Annotated in this window: 14 protein-coding genes and 1 riboswitch; of the genes, 5 read left to right on the top strand and 9 right to left on the bottom strand. The window is 75.1% G+C overall.

Annotated features, from left to right (window positions below):
- The first annotated feature begins 94 nt into the window (after positions 1-94).
- Positions 95-595, top strand: a complete 501-nt coding sequence (locus ACZ6O2_RS21440; protein ID WP_466024042.1) for a hemerythrin domain-containing protein — start codon at positions 95-97, stop codon at positions 593-595.
- 42 nt (positions 596-637) lie between these two features.
- Here the strand turns inward: ACZ6O2_RS21440 and ACZ6O2_RS21435 are convergent, their stop codons facing one another.
- Positions 638-1,489 (bottom strand): metallophosphoesterase family protein, encoded by an 852-nt coding sequence (locus tag ACZ6O2_RS21435; protein ID WP_466024041.1) that lies wholly within the window; start codon positions 1,487-1,489, stop codon positions 638-640.
- A 129-nt stretch (positions 1,490-1,618) separates the two neighbouring features.
- Positions 1,619-1,708, top strand: a riboswitch (ZMP/ZTP riboswitch).
- 17 nt (positions 1,709-1,725) lie between these two features.
- Between ACZ6O2_RS21435 and ACZ6O2_RS21430 the strand changes: the two genes are divergently transcribed.
- Positions 1,726-3,165, top strand: coding sequence for a glycine hydroxymethyltransferase (locus ACZ6O2_RS21430; RefSeq protein ID WP_350707543.1), 1,440 nt, complete (start codon positions 1,726-1,728; stop codon positions 3,163-3,165).
- Positions 3,166-3,253: 88 nt separating this feature from the next.
- On the opposite strand, the gene araB is transcribed toward ACZ6O2_RS21430, so the two are convergent.
- The 7 genes from araB to ACZ6O2_RS21395 all read right to left on the bottom strand — a co-directional run bounded on the left by araB (position 3,254) and on the right by ACZ6O2_RS21395 (position 11,622).
- Positions 3,254-4,924: a ribulokinase gene (gene araB / locus ACZ6O2_RS21425; protein ID WP_466024040.1), complete on the bottom strand. Its 1,671-nt coding sequence runs from the start codon at positions 4,922-4,924 to the stop codon at positions 3,254-3,256.
- A gap of 221 nt (positions 4,925-5,145) precedes the next feature.
- Positions 5,146-5,406 (bottom strand): hypothetical protein, encoded by a 261-nt coding sequence (locus ACZ6O2_RS21420; protein WP_350707539.1) that lies wholly within the window; start codon positions 5,404-5,406, stop codon positions 5,146-5,148.
- A 176-nt stretch (positions 5,407-5,582) separates the two neighbouring features.
- Positions 5,583-6,926 carry an aminotransferase-like domain-containing protein gene (locus ACZ6O2_RS21415; RefSeq protein ID WP_466024039.1) on the bottom strand — a complete coding sequence of 448 codons (1,344 nt, stop codon included), beginning with the start codon at positions 6,924-6,926 and terminating at the stop codon, positions 5,583-5,585.
- A 3-nt stretch (positions 6,927-6,929) separates the two neighbouring features.
- Positions 6,930-8,057 (bottom strand): alpha-hydroxy acid oxidase, encoded by a 1,128-nt coding sequence (locus ACZ6O2_RS21410; RefSeq protein ID WP_466024038.1) that lies wholly within the window; start codon positions 8,055-8,057, stop codon positions 6,930-6,932.
- Entirely contained in the window at positions 8,050-9,060 is a 1,011-nt protein-coding gene (locus ACZ6O2_RS21405) for an alpha/beta hydrolase (RefSeq protein ID WP_466024037.1), read from the bottom strand. Before ACZ6O2_RS21405 ends, ACZ6O2_RS21410 begins: the two co-directional genes overlap by 8 nt.
- Positions 9,057-10,277, bottom strand: coding sequence for a cytochrome P450 (locus tag ACZ6O2_RS21400; protein WP_466024036.1), 1,221 nt, complete (start codon positions 10,275-10,277; stop codon positions 9,057-9,059). Before ACZ6O2_RS21400 ends, ACZ6O2_RS21405 begins: the two co-directional genes overlap by 4 nt.
- 67 nt (positions 10,278-10,344) lie before the next feature.
- The gene (locus ACZ6O2_RS21395) at positions 10,345-11,622 is read right to left on the bottom strand and encodes an SGNH/GDSL hydrolase family protein (protein WP_466024081.1); all 1,278 of its coding nucleotides are present in this window, start codon (positions 11,620-11,622) and stop codon (positions 10,345-10,347) included.
- A gap of 343 nt (positions 11,623-11,965) precedes the next feature.
- Here ACZ6O2_RS21395 and ACZ6O2_RS21390 point away from each other — a divergent pair, with 343 nt between their 5' ends.
- The 3 genes from ACZ6O2_RS21390 to ACZ6O2_RS21380 are packed head-to-tail and all read left to right on the top strand — an operon-like array spanning position 11,966 to position 15,198.
- Positions 11,966-13,561: a class I adenylate-forming enzyme family protein gene (locus tag ACZ6O2_RS21390; RefSeq protein WP_466024035.1), complete on the top strand. Its 1,596-nt coding sequence runs from the start codon at positions 11,966-11,968 to the stop codon at positions 13,559-13,561.
- The gene (locus ACZ6O2_RS21385) at positions 13,558-14,793 is read left to right on the top strand and encodes an MFS transporter (RefSeq protein WP_466024034.1); all 1,236 of its coding nucleotides are present in this window, start codon (positions 13,558-13,560) and stop codon (positions 14,791-14,793) included. Before ACZ6O2_RS21390 ends, ACZ6O2_RS21385 begins: the two co-directional genes overlap by 4 nt.
- Positions 14,794-14,802: 9 nt before the next feature.
- The gene (locus ACZ6O2_RS21380; RefSeq protein ID WP_350707526.1) at positions 14,803-15,198 is read left to right on the top strand and encodes an MmcQ/YjbR family DNA-binding protein; all 396 of its coding nucleotides are present in this window, start codon (positions 14,803-14,805) and stop codon (positions 15,196-15,198) included.
- A gap of 39 nt (positions 15,199-15,237) precedes the next feature.
- Here the strand turns inward: ACZ6O2_RS21380 and ACZ6O2_RS21375 are convergent, their stop codons facing one another.
- The gene (locus ACZ6O2_RS21375) at positions 15,238-15,708 is read right to left on the bottom strand and encodes an SLOG cluster 4 domain-containing protein (RefSeq protein WP_350707525.1); all 471 of its coding nucleotides are present in this window, start codon (positions 15,706-15,708) and stop codon (positions 15,238-15,240) included.
- Positions 15,709-15,823: the final 115 nt, after the last annotated feature.

The raw sequence follows: 15,823 nt of genomic DNA, 5'->3' as shown, positions 1-15,823 counted from the left end.
TGGGGCCCGGCGGTGATCCGCCGGGCCCCACCCGTTTTCGCTGCTCACGGCTGGGGTACGGGAGGAGGCGTCCGACGAGCCGAGGAGGTCAACGGTGTCCACCGATGCCATCGTCCTGTTAAAAGAGGACCACAAGGAGATGCGCCGCCTGTTCAAGGCGTTCCAGGATGCCGAGGAGGGACCGGCCGCGCGGCGGCAGAAGCTGGTGAGCCAGATCCTGGAGGCCCTCACGGTGCACACCTACCTGGAGAACGAGGTGATGTACCCGGAGGTCCGCAAGCTCCTGCCCGACCTGGAGGACGACATCCTCGAGTCGTACGAGGAGCACCACGTCGCCGACGTGCTCTGCGCCGAACTGTTCGCCATGGACGCCGACGACGAGCGCTTCAACGCCAAGACCACGGTGCTGATCGAGAACGTCCTGCACCACGTCGAGGAGGAGGAGCAGGAGTGGTTCCCGAAGGTGCGCGAGGCGCTCGGCCGTAAGCAGCTCCAGGAGATCGGCGAGCGGATGGTCGAGCTGCGCGCGAACGCGCCGCGCACACCGACCGACCCGAAGGCGATCAAGAAGTCGCTGGACGCCGTGACGGCCTGAGCCGACCGACTCCGGCGGGCCCCGGTGCGCCGGGGCCCGTCGTCACGCCGGGGGCGCGGGCAGGATCCGCCGCAGCGCCGGCGGTACGGCCCGGGACCGCCACTCCCTCGGGTAGCCCACCGACACCTCCTCGAACCGCACCCCGTCGTGCCAGGTGGTGCGGGGGATGTGCAGGTGGCCGTAGACCACCGCGGCGGCGTCGAAGCGCAGGTGCCAGTCGGCGGTGGCCTCGGTGCCGCACCACTGGGCGAAGATCGGATAGCGCAGGATCCGGGTCGGCTCGCGCAGCAGCGGCCAGTGGTTGACCAGCACGGTCGGCAGCCCCGGCTCCCGCGCGGCGAGCCGGCGGGCGGTCTCGGCGACCCGGGCGGCGGACCACGCCGACCGGCTCGGGTACGGGTCGGGGTGCAGCAGGAACTCGTCGGTGCAGACGATCCCTGTCCGGTACGCCTCGGCCAGCGCCGCCTCCGGGGTGTCGAACCCCTCCGGGCGCCAGCTGTGGTCGTAGAGCAGGAACAGCGGCGCCACCAGCACCGGCCCGCCCGACCCCCGCCACACCGGGTACGGATCCTCGGGGGTCAGCACGCCGAGGCGCCGGCACAGGTCGACGAGGTGCTGGTAGCGCGCCACCCCGCGCAGCGCCACCGGGTCGGCCGGCGGGGTCCACAGCTCGTGGTTGCCCGGCGCCCAGACCACCCGCGCGAAGCGGTCGCCGAGCAGCCCGAGGGCCCACTCGACGTCGGCCACGGTGTCGCCGACGTCCCCGGCGACGATCAGCCAGTCGTCCGGCGACCCCGGGCGCAGCCCCTCCACCACCGCCCGGTTGCCCGGGTGCCCCACGTGCAGGTCGCTGATGGCGAGCAGGCTGCCACCCCCGCCGTCCTCCCCTGCCATGACCGCGATCCTATGCGCGGCCGGGGACGACCGCGAACCGCGCGGGGCGCGGGCCCGTCGATGCACCACACCGCGGGTGCGGCGGTCCCGAGGTGGGCCGGGGCGCGCCCGGCCGACCCGGTAGGATCGGCGGTGGGCCGTGACTGGCGCGTGGGGATGGAGAACCATCGGGAAGCGGTCCCGTCATGAGGACGCATGCCGAGCGCCTGGGCCTTCCGCACGTCACTGGAGGTCGCATGTCGTCGCCGAACGCCGAATCCACCGCCTTCCGCAGCGCCCTCGAGGTGATCCGCGCCGTCGAGCCTCGGGTGGCCGACGCCATCGGCGCCGAGCTCGCCGACCAGCGCGAGTCGCTCAAGCTCATCGCCAGCGAGAACTACGCCTCCCCGGCCACCCTGCTGGCCATGGGCAACTGGTTCAGCGACAAGTACGCCGAGGGCACCGTCGGCCGCCGCTTCTACGCCGGCTGCCAGAACGTGGACACCGTCGAGGCGCTCGCCGCCGAGCACGCCCGGGAGCTGTTCGGCGCGGCCCACGCGTACGTGCAGCCGCACTCCGGCATCGACGCCAACCTGGTCGCTTTCTGGGCGATCCTGGCCGACCGGGTGGAGTCCCCCGCGCTGAAGAAGGCCCAGGCACGCCACGTCAACGACCTCACCGAGGCGGACTGGTTCGCGCTGCGCCGGGAGCTGGGCAACCAGCGGATGCTCGGCATGTCCCTGGACGCCGGCGGCCACCTCACCCACGGTTTCCGCCCGAACATCTCCGGCAAGATGTTCGACCAGCGCAGCTACGGCACCGACCCGGCCACGGGGCTGGTCGACTACGACAAGGTCGCCGAGGCGGCCCGCGAGTTCAAGCCGCTGATCCTGGTCGCCGGCTACTCGGCGTACCCCCGGAAGGTCAACTTCCGGATCATGCGGGAGATCGCCGACTCGGTCGGCGCCACCTTCATGGTCGACATGGCGCACTTCGCCGGCCTGGTCGCCGGCAAGGTCTTCACCGGCGACTTCGACCCGGTACCGCACGCGCACATCGTCACCACCACCACGCACAAGTCGCTGCGCGGCCCGCGCGGCGGCATGGTGCTCTGCCAGCCCGAGCTGGCCGACCAGGTCGACCGGGGCTGCCCGATGGTGCTCGGCGGCCCGCTGCCGCACGTGATGGCCGCCAAGGCCGTCGCCCTGGCCGAGGCCCGCCGCCCCGACTTCGCCGACTACGCCCAGCGGATCGTCGCCAACGCCCAGGCCCTCGCCGAGGGGCTGCTGCGCCGGGGCGGCAAGCTGGTCACCGGCGGCACCGACAACCACCTGGTGCTCATCGACGTCACCGGCTACGGGCTGACCGGCCGGCAGGCCGAGCAGGCCCTGCTCGACTCGGGCATCGTTACCAACCGCAACTCCGTCCCGCAGGACCCGAACGGCGCCTGGTACACCTCCGGCATCCGCGTCGGCACCCCGGCGCTGACCACCCGGGGGCTGGGCCCGGCGCAGATGGACGAGACGGCCGAGCTGATCCACACCGTGCTCAGCCAGACCCGGCCGGGCGCGAACCCGGACGGCACCCCGTCGAAGGCCAAGTACGTCCTCGACCCGGCCGTCGCCGACCGGGTCGGCAAGCAGGCCAGCGACCTGCTCACGGGCTTCCCGCTCTACCCGGCCGTCGACCTCGGCTGACCGGGCGCCCGCCCCGACGCCCCCGCCCGGCCCGGCCGCGCGGGGGCGTCCCCGTCCCGCCCCCGCCCGGCGGCGCGGGGTGGGCGCCTCAGGGGCGGTGGGTGCGGTGGCGGCGGGCGCGGAGGCGGTGCAGGACATCGGTGCCGCCCCGGCCGAAGTGGTCGTGCAGCGCGCGGTAGTCCGCGTACAGCTCGTCGTAGGCGGCTGCCCGGGCCGGGTCGGGGTGCCAGGTCTCGCGGCGGGCGGCGCCCATCGCCGCCGAGGCGGCCGGCACGTCCGGGTACGCCCCGGCGGCGACCGCCGCGTGGATCGCCGCGCCCAGCGCCGCCGGGTGCGCGGAGTCGACCACGTGCAGCGGCCGGCCGATGACGTCGGCGTAGATCCGCAGCAGCAGCCGGTTGCGGGTCAGCCCGCCGGCCACGGTCAGCTCGTCGACGGCCACCCCGGCGGCGGTGAACGCGTCGACCACCGTCCGGGCGCCGAACGCGGTGGCCTCCAGCAGCGCCCGCCAGATCTCCTCCGGCCGGGTGGCCAGGGTCAGCCCCACCAGCACCCCGCTCAGCTCGTGGTCCATGAGCACCGACCGGTTGCCGCTGTGCCAGTCCAGCGCCAGCAGCCCGTGCCCGCCCACCGGCTGCTCGGCGGCGAGGGCGTCCAGCAGCTCGTACGGGCTCAGCCCGCGGCGGCGCGCCTCGTCCGCGTAGTCGGCCGGCAGGCCGGTGCGGACGTACCAGGCGAAGATGTCCCCGACGCCGCTCTGCCCCGCCTCGTAGCCCCAGGAACCGGTGGTGACGCCGCCGTCGACCACGCCGCAGACCCCGGGCACCTCGTGGTACGCCGCCGCGTTCATGATCAGGCAGGTGGAGGTGCCGAGGACGGCGAGCATCCGGCCCGGCTCGACCGCGCGGGCCGCCGCGGCGGTGACGTGCGCGTCGATGGATCCGACCGCGACGGCCGTGCCCACCGGCAGCCCGGTCCACCGGGCCGCCTCGGCGGTCAGCCCGCCCGCCCGGGCGCCCAGCGGCGCGAGCGGGCCGTCGATCCGGGGCAGCAGCCCGTCGAGGCGGGGGTGCACGGCGCGCAGGAACTCCGCCGACGGGTACCGCCCGTCCTGCCGCAGCCCCTTGAAGCCGGCGGCGGAGACGTTGCGGGTCTCCCGGCCGCAGAGCTGCCAGACCAGCCAGTCCGCGGCCTCGATGAAACGCTCCGCGCGGTCGAAGACCGCCGGATCCTCCTCCAGCACCTCCAGCGCCTTGGCGAGCTGCCACTCGGCGGAGACCCGGCCGCCGTAGCGGGGCAGCCAGGTCTCGCCGCGCGCGGCGGCGACGTCGTTGATCCGGGCGGCCTGCCGCTGGGCCGCGTGGTGCCGCCACAGCTTCGGGTACGCGTGCGGCCGGCCCGCCAGCTCGGGCAGCTCGCAGAGCGGGGTGCCGTCGGCACGGGTGGGCAGCATCGTGCAGGAGGTGGCGTCGACGCCGATGCCGCGCACGTCCTCGGCGCGTACGCCGGCGGCCCGCAGCGCGGCGGGCACCGCGACCCGGAGCACCTCGCGGTGGTCGTCGGGGTGCTGCAACGCCCAGTCCGGCGGCAGCGGCGTCCCGTCGGGCAGCCGCTCCGTGATCACCCCGTGCCGGTACGCGTGCACGGCCTCGCCGCGCACGGTGCCGTCGGCGACGTCCACCACGACCGCCCGGCCGGAGAGGGTGCCGAAGTCGACCCCGACGACGTGCCGGGGGGACCCGGCTGCCGGCTGCGTCACCGCTCCCCCTCCCGCCGCGCCGCTCCGGCGCCCGGGCGGGGCGGCCGGTCAGCGGCGGCGGGAGGCAACGCTACCGCAGTCGTTGATCTCGACACATCGATACGCGCGGTCTCGGCGCCCCCTCCACACCCGCGTCACCCCGCGGATGAGGAGCCGACAGATGAGCGAGAACCGGGTCCTCGACCAGGACCGCTGGGACGGACCGTCCGTCCCTCCCCGGATCAGGCGATGGGCCGCTTCAGGTGGTAGCGGTGCACCTCGGTGCTGCCCTGGATGTTGTTCACGTCCTCGGCGGCGGAGACCAGCTCCCAGCCCTCCCGGCCGGCCCGGTTGAGGTGCGCGATCGCGGTGTCGCCGTACGCGGTGATGTCCCGGCGCGACCCGTCCGGGCCGTACCAGATGAAGCTGACATGGAAATTGCGGCCCTGCCCCTGATAGCGGCGGACCAGCAACGCGTACTCCCAAGCGATCATGACGTCCATTATGGGTGTCCACGAAGGACGGCGGAACACCGGCAGTCGCGCTTTGCCATGCGGTGAACGCGGTGTGTCAACGCCGAGACGGCAGGGCCACCACCGCCGACTGTGGACACGACGGGTGCTGCCGCTTACCGGTCACCTGGTCGCGAGCCGGTTGACCCCGCGCGGCTCCGGCGAGATCACCGGGCCGGTTGCGGGGTGACGGCGAGCGCCCGCGACCGCTCGGTCGTCGCGTCGGCGACCAGCGCCGCCAGCCGGTCCAGGCCCAGGTCGATCTGCTCCGGGGTGACCGCGCTGACCGACAGGCGCAGCGCGTCGACCGGGGCGCCGTCGTCGTAGAAGTGCGCCATCGGCGTCCAGAGCAGCCCGTACTCGCGGGCGGAGCGGTGCAGCAACGCGTCGTCGACCGCGAACGGCACCGTGACCACCACGAAGAACCCGCCGGCCGGCACGTTCCAGCGCACCGGCGACGCGCCCGGCGGGAAGCGCCGGGCCAGGCCGTCGACGAGGTGGCCCAGGTTCCGGCCGTACGCGGCCCGCTCCCGGGCGGTGGCGGCCACCAGGCTGCACCCGTGCTCCAGCAGCGCGCCGCCGACCACCGCCTGGGCGATCGCCGAGGTGTTCACCGTGACCATGCTCTTGATCTTGGCAAGCTGGTCGGCGAACAGGCCCACCGAGCCGTCGGAGCCGGCGACGCGCTGGTCGGCGACCACGTAGCCCACCCGCGCGCCGGGCAGCACCGTCTTGGCGAACGAGCCCAGGTAGACCACCCGCCGCGCGGTGTCCAGCGCCTTGAGCGTCGGCAGCCGCCCCGCGTCCCCGGCCGGGAAGAGGCCGTACGGGTTGTCCTCCAGCAGCAGCAGGTCCTCCTCGGCGGCGAGGTCGAGCAGCCGCCGCCGGTCGGCCAGCCCGATGCTCGTGCCCGACGGGTTGGCGAAGTCCGGCATCACGTAACAGGCGCGTGGGCGCAGCCCCGCCGCCCTGGCCCGGCGCACCTGCTCCCGCAGGTCGGCCAGGTCCACCCCGGCCGGGCCGCCGGCCACCGGCCGCACCGGCAGGTCCAGCAGCCGCGCGGCGCCGGTCAGCCCGACGTACGTCGGGGCGACGGCGAGCAGCACGTCGCGGGGGTCGGCCCGCAGCGCCCGCAGCACCAGGAACATCGCCTCCTGGCAGCCGACGGTCACCACGACCGCCTCCGGGTCGACCGTGATGTTCTCGTCGACGGCGAGGTTGCGAGCCACGAGGTGGTGCACGATGCCCTTGGTGCGGCCGTACTGGAACAGGGTCCGGTGCACCTGCGCGGGGCTCTGCCCGAGGTCGTCGGCCAGGTGCCGGCGGAACGTCTCCAGGTGCCGGTGCGGCGCGGCGACGTCGAAGAACTCCTCGTACGGCCGGCCGGCCGCCAGCGACACCGCGTCGGGATAGTGCTGGGCCACCTCGTTGAGGAAGTTCATCGAGTTCAGCGCCGGGTCGTCGACCGCCGGATGCAGGTCGGCGACGTGCAGGTCCACCGGTTCGGCCACCGCTCAGCCCTCCCTCAGCACGCGCAACTCGCGGACGGCCGCCGGGTCGGCACAGCCGGCCAACGCCAGCGCGTCGCGGAACTCGCCGGCCAGCAACTCCAGCGCCGTCTCCGCCCCCGACCGGCCCCCGGCGGCGAGCGCCCACAGCAACGGCCGGCCGACCAGCACCCCCCGCGCGCCGAGGGCGAGCGCGCGCAGCACGTCAACGCCGCCGCGCACACCGCTGTCCAGCAGCACCTCGCACCGGTCGGCCACCGCCGTCACCACCTCGGGCAGCACGGTGGCGGTGGCCGGTGCGCCGTCGAGCTGACGGCCGCCGTGGTTGGAGACCACCACCGCGTCCGCTCCGGCGGCCGCCGCCAGCTCCGCGTCGCGCGGGTCCAGGATGCCCTTCACCACCAGCGGCAGGGCGGTACGGCCCCGCAGCCAGTCCAGGTCGGCCCAGCTCAGCGCGGGCGCGAAGACCTCGCCGGTGTGCGCCGCGACGGCCGAGACGCCCGGGGTGGCGGCGTGCGCGAGCGCGTCCCGCCCGGCCGGCAGGTTGGCGGCGACGACGTGCGGCGGAATGGCGAAGGAGTTGCGGACGTCGCGCAGCCGTCGGCCCAGGATCGGCACGTCCACGGTGACCATCAGCGCGCTGCACCCGGCCGCGTGCGCCCGGTCCAGCAGCTCCGCGACGAGGGCCCGGTCCCGCAGCCAGTAGAGCTGGAACCAGACGGCCGCGCCGGTCGCCGCGATCTCCTCGATCGGCACGCTGCTCAGCGTGCTGGCCGCGTACGGCACGCCGGCCGCGCCGGCCGCCGCCGCGAGCGCCGTCTCCCCGTCGGGGTGCACCAGCCGCTGGTACGCCATCGGCGCCACCGCCACCGGCAGGGCGCACGGGGCGCCGAGCAGCCGCGCGTCGGTACGCGGGGCGGCCACGCCGCGCAGCACGCGGGGCAGCACGGCCACCCGGTCGAGGGCGCGCCGGTTGGCGGCGAGGGTGGTCTCCGTGCCGCTGCCGCCGTCGAGGAAGTCCCACACCTCGGGCGGGAGCACCGCCCGGGCCCGCTCGGCGAAGTCGGCCAGGCCGGCGGGCGCGGGCGGCTCGGCGGCCGGCACGTCCTGCCGGGGCAGCACCGTCTCAGCCATCGTTCGCCCCCGTCCCCGCCGCCGGCCGGGAAGCCGCAGCCGCCGCCACCGTTCCCGGGCCGGCATCGCCGGTCGGGAGACCGAACCGCTCCCGCAGGAAGGCGGCAGCCCGGTCCTGGGCGCGGCGGCCGTCGTCGAACGCGCCGGGCATGGCGAAGAAGCCGTGGATCATGCCGGCGTACCGGGCGAGGGTGGTGGGCACGCCCGCGTCGCGCAGCCGGTGGGCGTACCGCTCCCCCTCCTCGCGCAGCGGGTCGTGCTCGGCGGTGACCACCAGCGCCGGTGGCAGGCCGCTCAGGTCCTCGGCGAGCAGCGGCGAGGCCAGCGGGTGCCGCGCGTCGGCGGGGTCGGCGAAGTAGTGGCCGCGGTACCAGGCGACCGAGTGGCGGTTGAACAGCAGCGGGTCCTCGCCGTCGCCGCCGGGCTCCCCGGTCTGGTCGGTGTTCGGGTACACCAGCAGTTGGGCGGCGAGCGCGGGCCCGCCGCCGTCGCGGGCCAGCAGGGTGACGGCCGCCGCGAGGTTGCCCCCGGCGCTGTCCCCGCCGACCGCCAGCCGCCGCGGGTCGACGCCGAACTCCTCGGGATGCGTGGCGATCCACCGGGCCGCCGCGTGGCAGTCGTGCACGGCGGCCGGGAACGGGTGCTCCGGGGCCAGCCGGTAGCCGACGGTGACCACCTGACAGGGCACCGCGTTGGCCAGCCGCCGGCAGATGCCGTCGGCGGTGTCGACGCTGCCCAGCGTCCAGCCGCCGCCGAAGAAGTAGACCAGGGTGGGCAGGGGACCCTCCCCCGCCGGCCGGTGGATACGCACCGGCAGGTCGCCGGCCGGGCCGGGCACGTGCGTGTCGCGTACGTCGTGCACCGGCTCGACCGCGCCGCCGCCGGCGCGGATCGCGGCGAGGTCGGCGGCGCGGGCCTCGGCGAGGGTCTGCGTGTACAGCGGCGGGATGCCGGCCGACTCGCGGGCGGCCCGGTACGCCGCGACCTGCGGGTGGACGCTCACGCGGCCTCCCCTCCGGGGTGGACCAGCAGTTTGTCGATGCCGCGCAGGAACAGGCTGCCGCTGTACGTGGGCGGCTCGGCGACCGCGAGCCGGGGGAAGCGGGCCAGCAGCTTCGGCAGCGCGAGCCGACCCTCCAGCCGGGACACCGCCGCGCCGAGGCAGAAGTGCAGGCCGACGCCGAAGGCGAGCGACGGCGGGCCGGGCCGGCGCGGGTCGAAGCGGTCCGGCTCGGGGAACCGGGCCGGGTCGCGGTTGGCGGCGGCGATGATCAGCAGGACGTTCTCGTCCCGTGCGACCGGCACCCCGCCCAGCTCGGTGTCCCGGGGCGCGGCCCGGGCCAGGAAGTGCACCGGGGCCTCCAGCCGCAGGATCTCGTCGACGGCGCCCCGGGCCAGCGTGTCGTCGCCGGGCAGCGCGGCGGCCACGTCGGGGTGCGCCAGCAGCAGCGGCAGGCCGTTGCTGAACATGTAGACGGTGGTGACGAAGGCGGCGTTGAACAGCACGATCAGGTTGCTGACCAGCTCGTCGGCGCTGAGCCCCACGTCGCCGGAGTCGACCGCCTCCACCAGCCCGCTGATCAGGTCCTCGCCCGGCTGGCGGCGCCGGTGGGCGATCAGGTCGGCGTAGAAGTCGCGCAGCTCGGCGGCGGCGGTGTTGGCGGCGGCGAGCCGCTGCGGGGTCTTGCCCGCCACGTCCAGGAACTCGTCGATCCGCTCCACCCGCTGCCGGTAGAAGTCCAGCTCACCGGCGGGGATGCCGATGAACTCGGCCATCACCAGGGCCGGCATCGGGTACGCGAACTCCGCCACGAAGTCGAACCCGGTCTCCCCGGCGTCGGCCATCCGGTCCAGCAGTCCGTCCACGACCCGGTGCACGGCCGGTTCCAGCGCGCCCAGCCGGCGCGGCGTGAAGGTCTTCGCGAAGACCCCCCGCATCCGGGTGTGGTCGGGCGGGTTGACGAACATCATCGAGGTCTGGAGGGTGCGCAGCACCTCCTGCTCCTGCCAGCCCGGCGGCGGCTGCTTGTACCACTCCGGGTCGCGCAGCACCTGGCTGACCAGGTCGTAGCCGACGGCGACGGCGGCCACCGACCGGTGCTCGGCGCGCGCCGGCACCGGGCTGACCGGCCCCAGCTCGTGCAGCCCCGCGTAGCAGGGATACGGGTCCTGCCGGCCCTCGTCGCTGTAGAGACGGGTCAGCAGTTGCGTGACGTCCACGGTCGATCGGTCTCCCCCAGGAACGGTGACGCGGGCGGCGGGGGTTGCCCGCCGCCCGCGCCGGATGTCAAAGGCCGAGCAGTCGCAGCGGCACGGCGTCAGCCATCGCCTGGTTGCCGGCGTCGTTCGGGTGGATGTGGTCACCCGAGTCGTACGCGGGCAGCAGCCGGCTGGGCTGGACGGGATCGCGCAGCACCCGGTCGAAGTCGAGCAGCCCGTCGAACTCGTCGCTGCCGCGCAGCCACGCGTTCACCGCCTGCCGGGTGGCCTCCTTCTCGGGCGTCCACACCCCCGGGTTGCCGTGTCCCTCGTACGGGGTGAGCGTCGACACCAGGCTGCGCAGGCCGCGCGCCTTCACCTGCTGGTTGACCTGCCGCAGCGAGGCGATGATGCTCTCGGCGGAGTCGCCCGACATCCAGATGTCGTTGATGCCCAGGTGGGTGATGACGGTCCGGGCGTCGGTCTGCGCAAAGACGTCCTCGTCGAGCCGGGCCAGGGCGTTGGGGCCCAGCTCGTAATAGCCGGGAAAGCCGCCCGCACCGGGCTCGGTGCCCTCGTGGTTGAGCCGGTTGCCGGCCAGGCTCAGGTTGAGCACGCCCGGGGTGCGTACGTCGGGGCGGGCGTCGACGAGGCGGTCGGCGAGCAGGTCCGGCCAGCGCTTGTTGGCGTTGACGGTGCTGCCGTTGCCGTCGGCGATCGAGTCGCCGAAGACCACCACCGAGCCGGGGCTGTGCCGGCGCTGCACGTCGATGCCGGACAGGAAGAACCAGCAGCAGTTCGGCCGGATGGTGAACCCGGCGCCGTCGGCGGCGGAGGTGAGGTCCGTGGCGCCGATGAAGTTGGTCTGCCGGGACTGGCCGTGGAAGGTCACCGGCCCGGTCGGCGTCGGGAAGTGCAGGGTCACCACCAGGTCCTGCTGGTCGCCGACGGGCAGGGCGACCGGGTCGCTGAGCAGCTCGGCGCCGCGGTTCATGGTGGCGGAGGTGGCCCCGTCGAAGGTCAGCTCCCGCAGGGTCGAGGTGTCGATGTCGGACAGGTCGTCGGGGGTCGCGGTGTTCGGCTTCGCCACGGTGGCGCGGCCGACCTTGACGGCCTGCTCGCCGTACATGTTGCTCAGTCGCACCCGGAACTGCGGTCCGCCCACGCTGGTGTGCACGACCATCCGGACGCTCTGGTTGTTGAGGCCGTTGTTGGTCAGGCCGGTCGCGTTGCCCCGGGTGACCGCGGCCGCCCAACTGCCCGCCCAGACCGTCCGCTGCTGGCGGGCCGCCTCGGCGTCCGGCGGGCCGGCGCTGGCCACCACCGCCGGGGTTCCCGCGATCAACAGCGTGGCCGCGGACGCGATGACAGGCCATCTCTTCGGGGTCGACATTGAACCTCCATCGTTGGCAGCCCAGGGCCGTCCGCTGACGGCACCGCCTGGACGATGGTCCAGAAACCTAGCCGCCCCGTTTTACGGGCGTCAATCAACCTGATCGACGTGATCAAATGTCCTCCGGTCCGGCCGGAACGCCGTTCGGTCTCTGTCCCGTGACAGGCGGTGGTGCCTACGCTCACGGACGGCGGCGGTGCGGTCGCCGAGGCGCGCGCCCACCCGCCGCGCCGGCGAGCTGGCCCGCCGACGCGGTGTACACGTCCCCGGGTCGGCCGGCGGACGGCCACTCCTCTTCGCCGATGGGGGCTGCGGGATGACTGACGGACCGGAGCGACGGGACGGCTACGCACACCGGGCACTGGAGCTGTTCGCCGACTTCGGTGACCGGGAGGCGCTGGTCGGCGGCGGGCGCCGGCTCAGCTACGCCGACGTCGCCGCCGAGGTGCGCCGGCTGGCCGCGACGCTGCGCGGGCACGGCGTACGGCCGGGCGACGGGGTGCTGGTCGCGCTCGGCAACCCGGTGGAGGGGCCGCTGGTGCAGCTCGCCCTGCACCTGCTGGGCTGCCGGACGATGTGGATCGCGCCGGTCACCTCCCGCCGCGAGGTGGACGAGTTCGTCCGGCTGGCCCGCCCCGACGCCTTCGTCTACGACGCCCGCGACCCCGCGAGCCTGGGTCCGGGGCTGGCCGCCGGGCTGCCCGGCGTGCCGGTCTTCTGCCTGGGTCCGGGCGGCGCGGGCCCGGACCTGACCGCCGCCGGGCCCCCCACGACGGGGGACGACCTGCCGGCGCGGCCGCCCGCGCCGGAGTCCTTCCTCCAGACCAGCGGCACCACCGGCACGCCCAAGCTGGTGCACCACCGGGAGAGCTTCTACGCGCAGATCCTCGCCCTGGCCGCCGACTTCCGCGCGGCCGGGTACCCGCTGCTGCGGCACCTGTCGCACTCGCCGATGTGGCTGGCCAGCGGCCAGATCACCACGCTGTTCAACCTGTTCACCGGCGGGGTGCTGTTCCCCCGCGACGGCTGGGACCCGGCGCGGTTCATCGAGACCGTCGGGCGGGAGCAGATCAACTCCACCTTCGTCACCCCGCCGATGCTCTACGAGGTGCTCGACCACCCGGCGCTGGACGGCGCGGACTTCTCCGCCATGTTCATGTTCAACGTGGGCGCCGGGCCCGCCGCACCCGCCCGCCTGCGCCAGGCCATCGCCCGCTTCGGCCCGGTGCTGCGCATCGTGTACGGACTCAGCGAGGCGGTGGTGATCACCGCCCTGCCGGGGCTGACCGACGACCCGGAGCACCCGGAGCGGCTGCGCTCCTGCGGTCGGCCGTACGGGGACGTGCGCGTCGAGATCCGCGCCGAGGACGGCACCGTGCTGCCGCCCGGCGAGAACGGCGAGGTGTGGGTGCACACCGACCTGCGCTTCGCCGGCTACCACGGCCGGCCCGAGCTGACCGCCGAGACGCTGGTCGACGGCTGGGTCCGCACCCGCGACATCGGGCACGTCGACGCCGACGGCTACCTCTACCTCGTCGACCGGTTGCAGGACCGGATCCTCACCCGGCGGCGCAGCTGGCCGATCTACTCCCGCCCGATCGAGGACGTCCTGGCCGGGCACCCGCAGGTCCGCGCGGCGGCGGTGATCGGCGTGCCGGACGAGGTCGCCGGCGAGCTGCCGTACGCCTACGTGGTGCCGGCGCCCGACGCGACGGTGACCGCGCGGGAGTTGATCGACCTGGTCACCGCCGCGCTCAGCGACACCTGGGCGCCGGGCGGGGTGGAGTTCGTCGACCGGCTGCCGCTCAACCGCTCGAACAAGGTGGACAAGCGCGCGTTGCGGGCCCGGCACGCCGAGGCCCACCCGAGCGCGGTGGAGCACCCGGAGGCGTCGATCGGCAGCGTGGCGTGACGCCCCGGCGGGAGCTGACCACCCTGGTCGCCGCCGACCTGATCTCGAACCTGGGCAGCCGGGTCTCCGTGGTGGCGATCCCGTGGCTGGTGCTGGAGACCACCGGCAGCCCCGCGAAGATGGGCGCGGTGGCCGCCGCCGAGACGCTGCCCTACCTGCTCTCCGGCGCGCTGGGCACCCCCTGGGCGGACCGGATCGGGCTGCGCCGCACCTCGATCCTGGCCGACGTGGGCAGCGCGGGGCTGATGGTCGCGGTGGCCCTCACCCCGTGGCTGGGCTTCGGCGCGCTGGTCGCGCTGGTCGCCCTCGTGGGCACGCTGCGGGGCGTCGGCGACCGGGTCAAGCACGTCATGTTCCGCCCGGCCGCCGAGGCCGCCGGGGTGCGACTGATCCGGCTGACCTCCGTCTACGACGGGCTCGGTCGGGTGGTCACCCTCCTCGGCGCGGGGCTGGGCGGGCTGCTCGTCTGGTGGTTCGGCGTGACCCAGGCGATCCTCATCGACGCCGCCAGCTTCGCCGTCTGCGCGCTGCTGGTCGGGCTCCTCGTCCGACCGCCGGCGCCCCCGACGACGCCGGCGCGGCCGGAGGGCTACCTGCGCGCGCTGGCGGGCGGGTTCCGTTACCTCGGCCGCGACCGGATGCTGCTGACCATGCTGCTGGTGATCTCGGCGCTGAACATGGTGGTCAACGCCAGCGTCGCCGTCTACATCCCGCTCTGGGTGGCCGACGTGCTGCGCAGCCCGGCCGGGCTGGGCCTGGTGCTGGGCGCGTTCTCGGCGGGCGCCCTGCTGGGGAACCTGCTGTTCACCGCGTACGGCCCGCGGCTGCCCCGGTACCTGACCTTCGTGGTCGGGGCGGCGGTCAGTGGCGCCCCGCGGCTGCTGGTCCTGGCGCTGAGCGAGGAGCTGGCGGTGGTGCTGGCGGTGACGTTCGCGTCCGGCATCGGCATCGCGGCGGTGAACCCGCTGCTCGGCGTGACGATCTACGAGCGGGTGCCGCCCGAGTTGCAGACCCGGGTGATCGGGCTGGCGGGATCGCTGGCGTTCGCGGGCCTGCCGCTGGGCGCGCTGCTGGGCGGCTGGTCGGTGACCGCGCTCGGCCTCCGCCCCGCCCTGTCGGTGATGACCGCGTTCTGCCTGGTGGTCACCCTGCTGCCGCTGCTGCCCGGCCTCCGCCCCCGGCCGGCCCCCGCGCCGGCCGAGCGGGAACCGCGCGTCGTCGGTCAGGCGTAGGGTCGGGACATGGCCACGTGGGACGACGTACGCCGGATCGCGCTGGGGCTGCCGGAGACGAGCGAGCACCCCTCCTACCAGGGGGCGCCGGCGTGGAAGGTCCGGGACCGGGCGTTCGTCTGGGAGCGCCCGCTGCGCCGCGCCGACCTCGACGCCCTCGGGGCGGCGGCGCCCGACGGCCCGGTGCTCGGCGTGCGAATGCCGGACCTGGGGGCGAAGGAGGCGCTGCTCGCCGACGACCCCGGCGTCTACTTCGCCACCCCGCACTTCGACGGCTACCCGGTCGTCCTGGTCCGGCTCGACCGGATCGACCCCGACGAGCTGACCGAGCTGGTCGTCGAGGCGTGGCAGGACCGGGCGCCGAAGCGGCTCGCGGCGGCGTACCGGGCCGGGCAGCACGGCTGACCCGCCCCGGCGCGTCGGCCGCCAGCGGGCGCGGCGACGTCACCGCGGCAGCGCCGCCGAGACCGCCTCCTCCGGGGTGGACACGTGCAGCGGGCCGTCGACGGGCACGCCGCCGGCGTCGACGATCCGCCACCCGCCGAGCACCACCACCGGGATGCCGCCGCGCCGCATGCCCAGCGCCACCTCGGACAGCGTCCCCCACGAGCCGCCGACCGCGATCACCGCGTCCGCGCTCCACACCAGGATCGCGTTGCGCGCCTGGCCCACGTTGGTGACGACCGTGGCCGACACGTCCGCCACGGGGCCGGGCGAGGTGCCGTCGTCGGGGCGTACGCCGACGACCAGGCCGGCTCGGGAACGGGCGCCGGCGGCGACGGCGGACATCACCCCGCCGCCGCCCCCGCAGAGCACGGTGGCGCCGCGCTCGGCGAGCAGCTCGCCCACCCGGCGGGCGTACGCCAGCTCGGCGCCCGACGCGGTCGCCGGCCCGCACACCGCCACCTGCACCATGCCGCCATGATGCCCGACGCGACGTGGGGGGGGGGGGGGGGGGGGGGGGGGGGGGGGGGGGGGGGGGGGGGGGGGGGGGGGGGGGGGGGGGGGGGGGGGGGGGGGGGGGGGGGGG

Source organism: Micromonospora sp. NPDC048040, from assembly GCF_055587185.1.
This window is presented reverse-complemented; position numbering and strand designations above follow the sequence as displayed.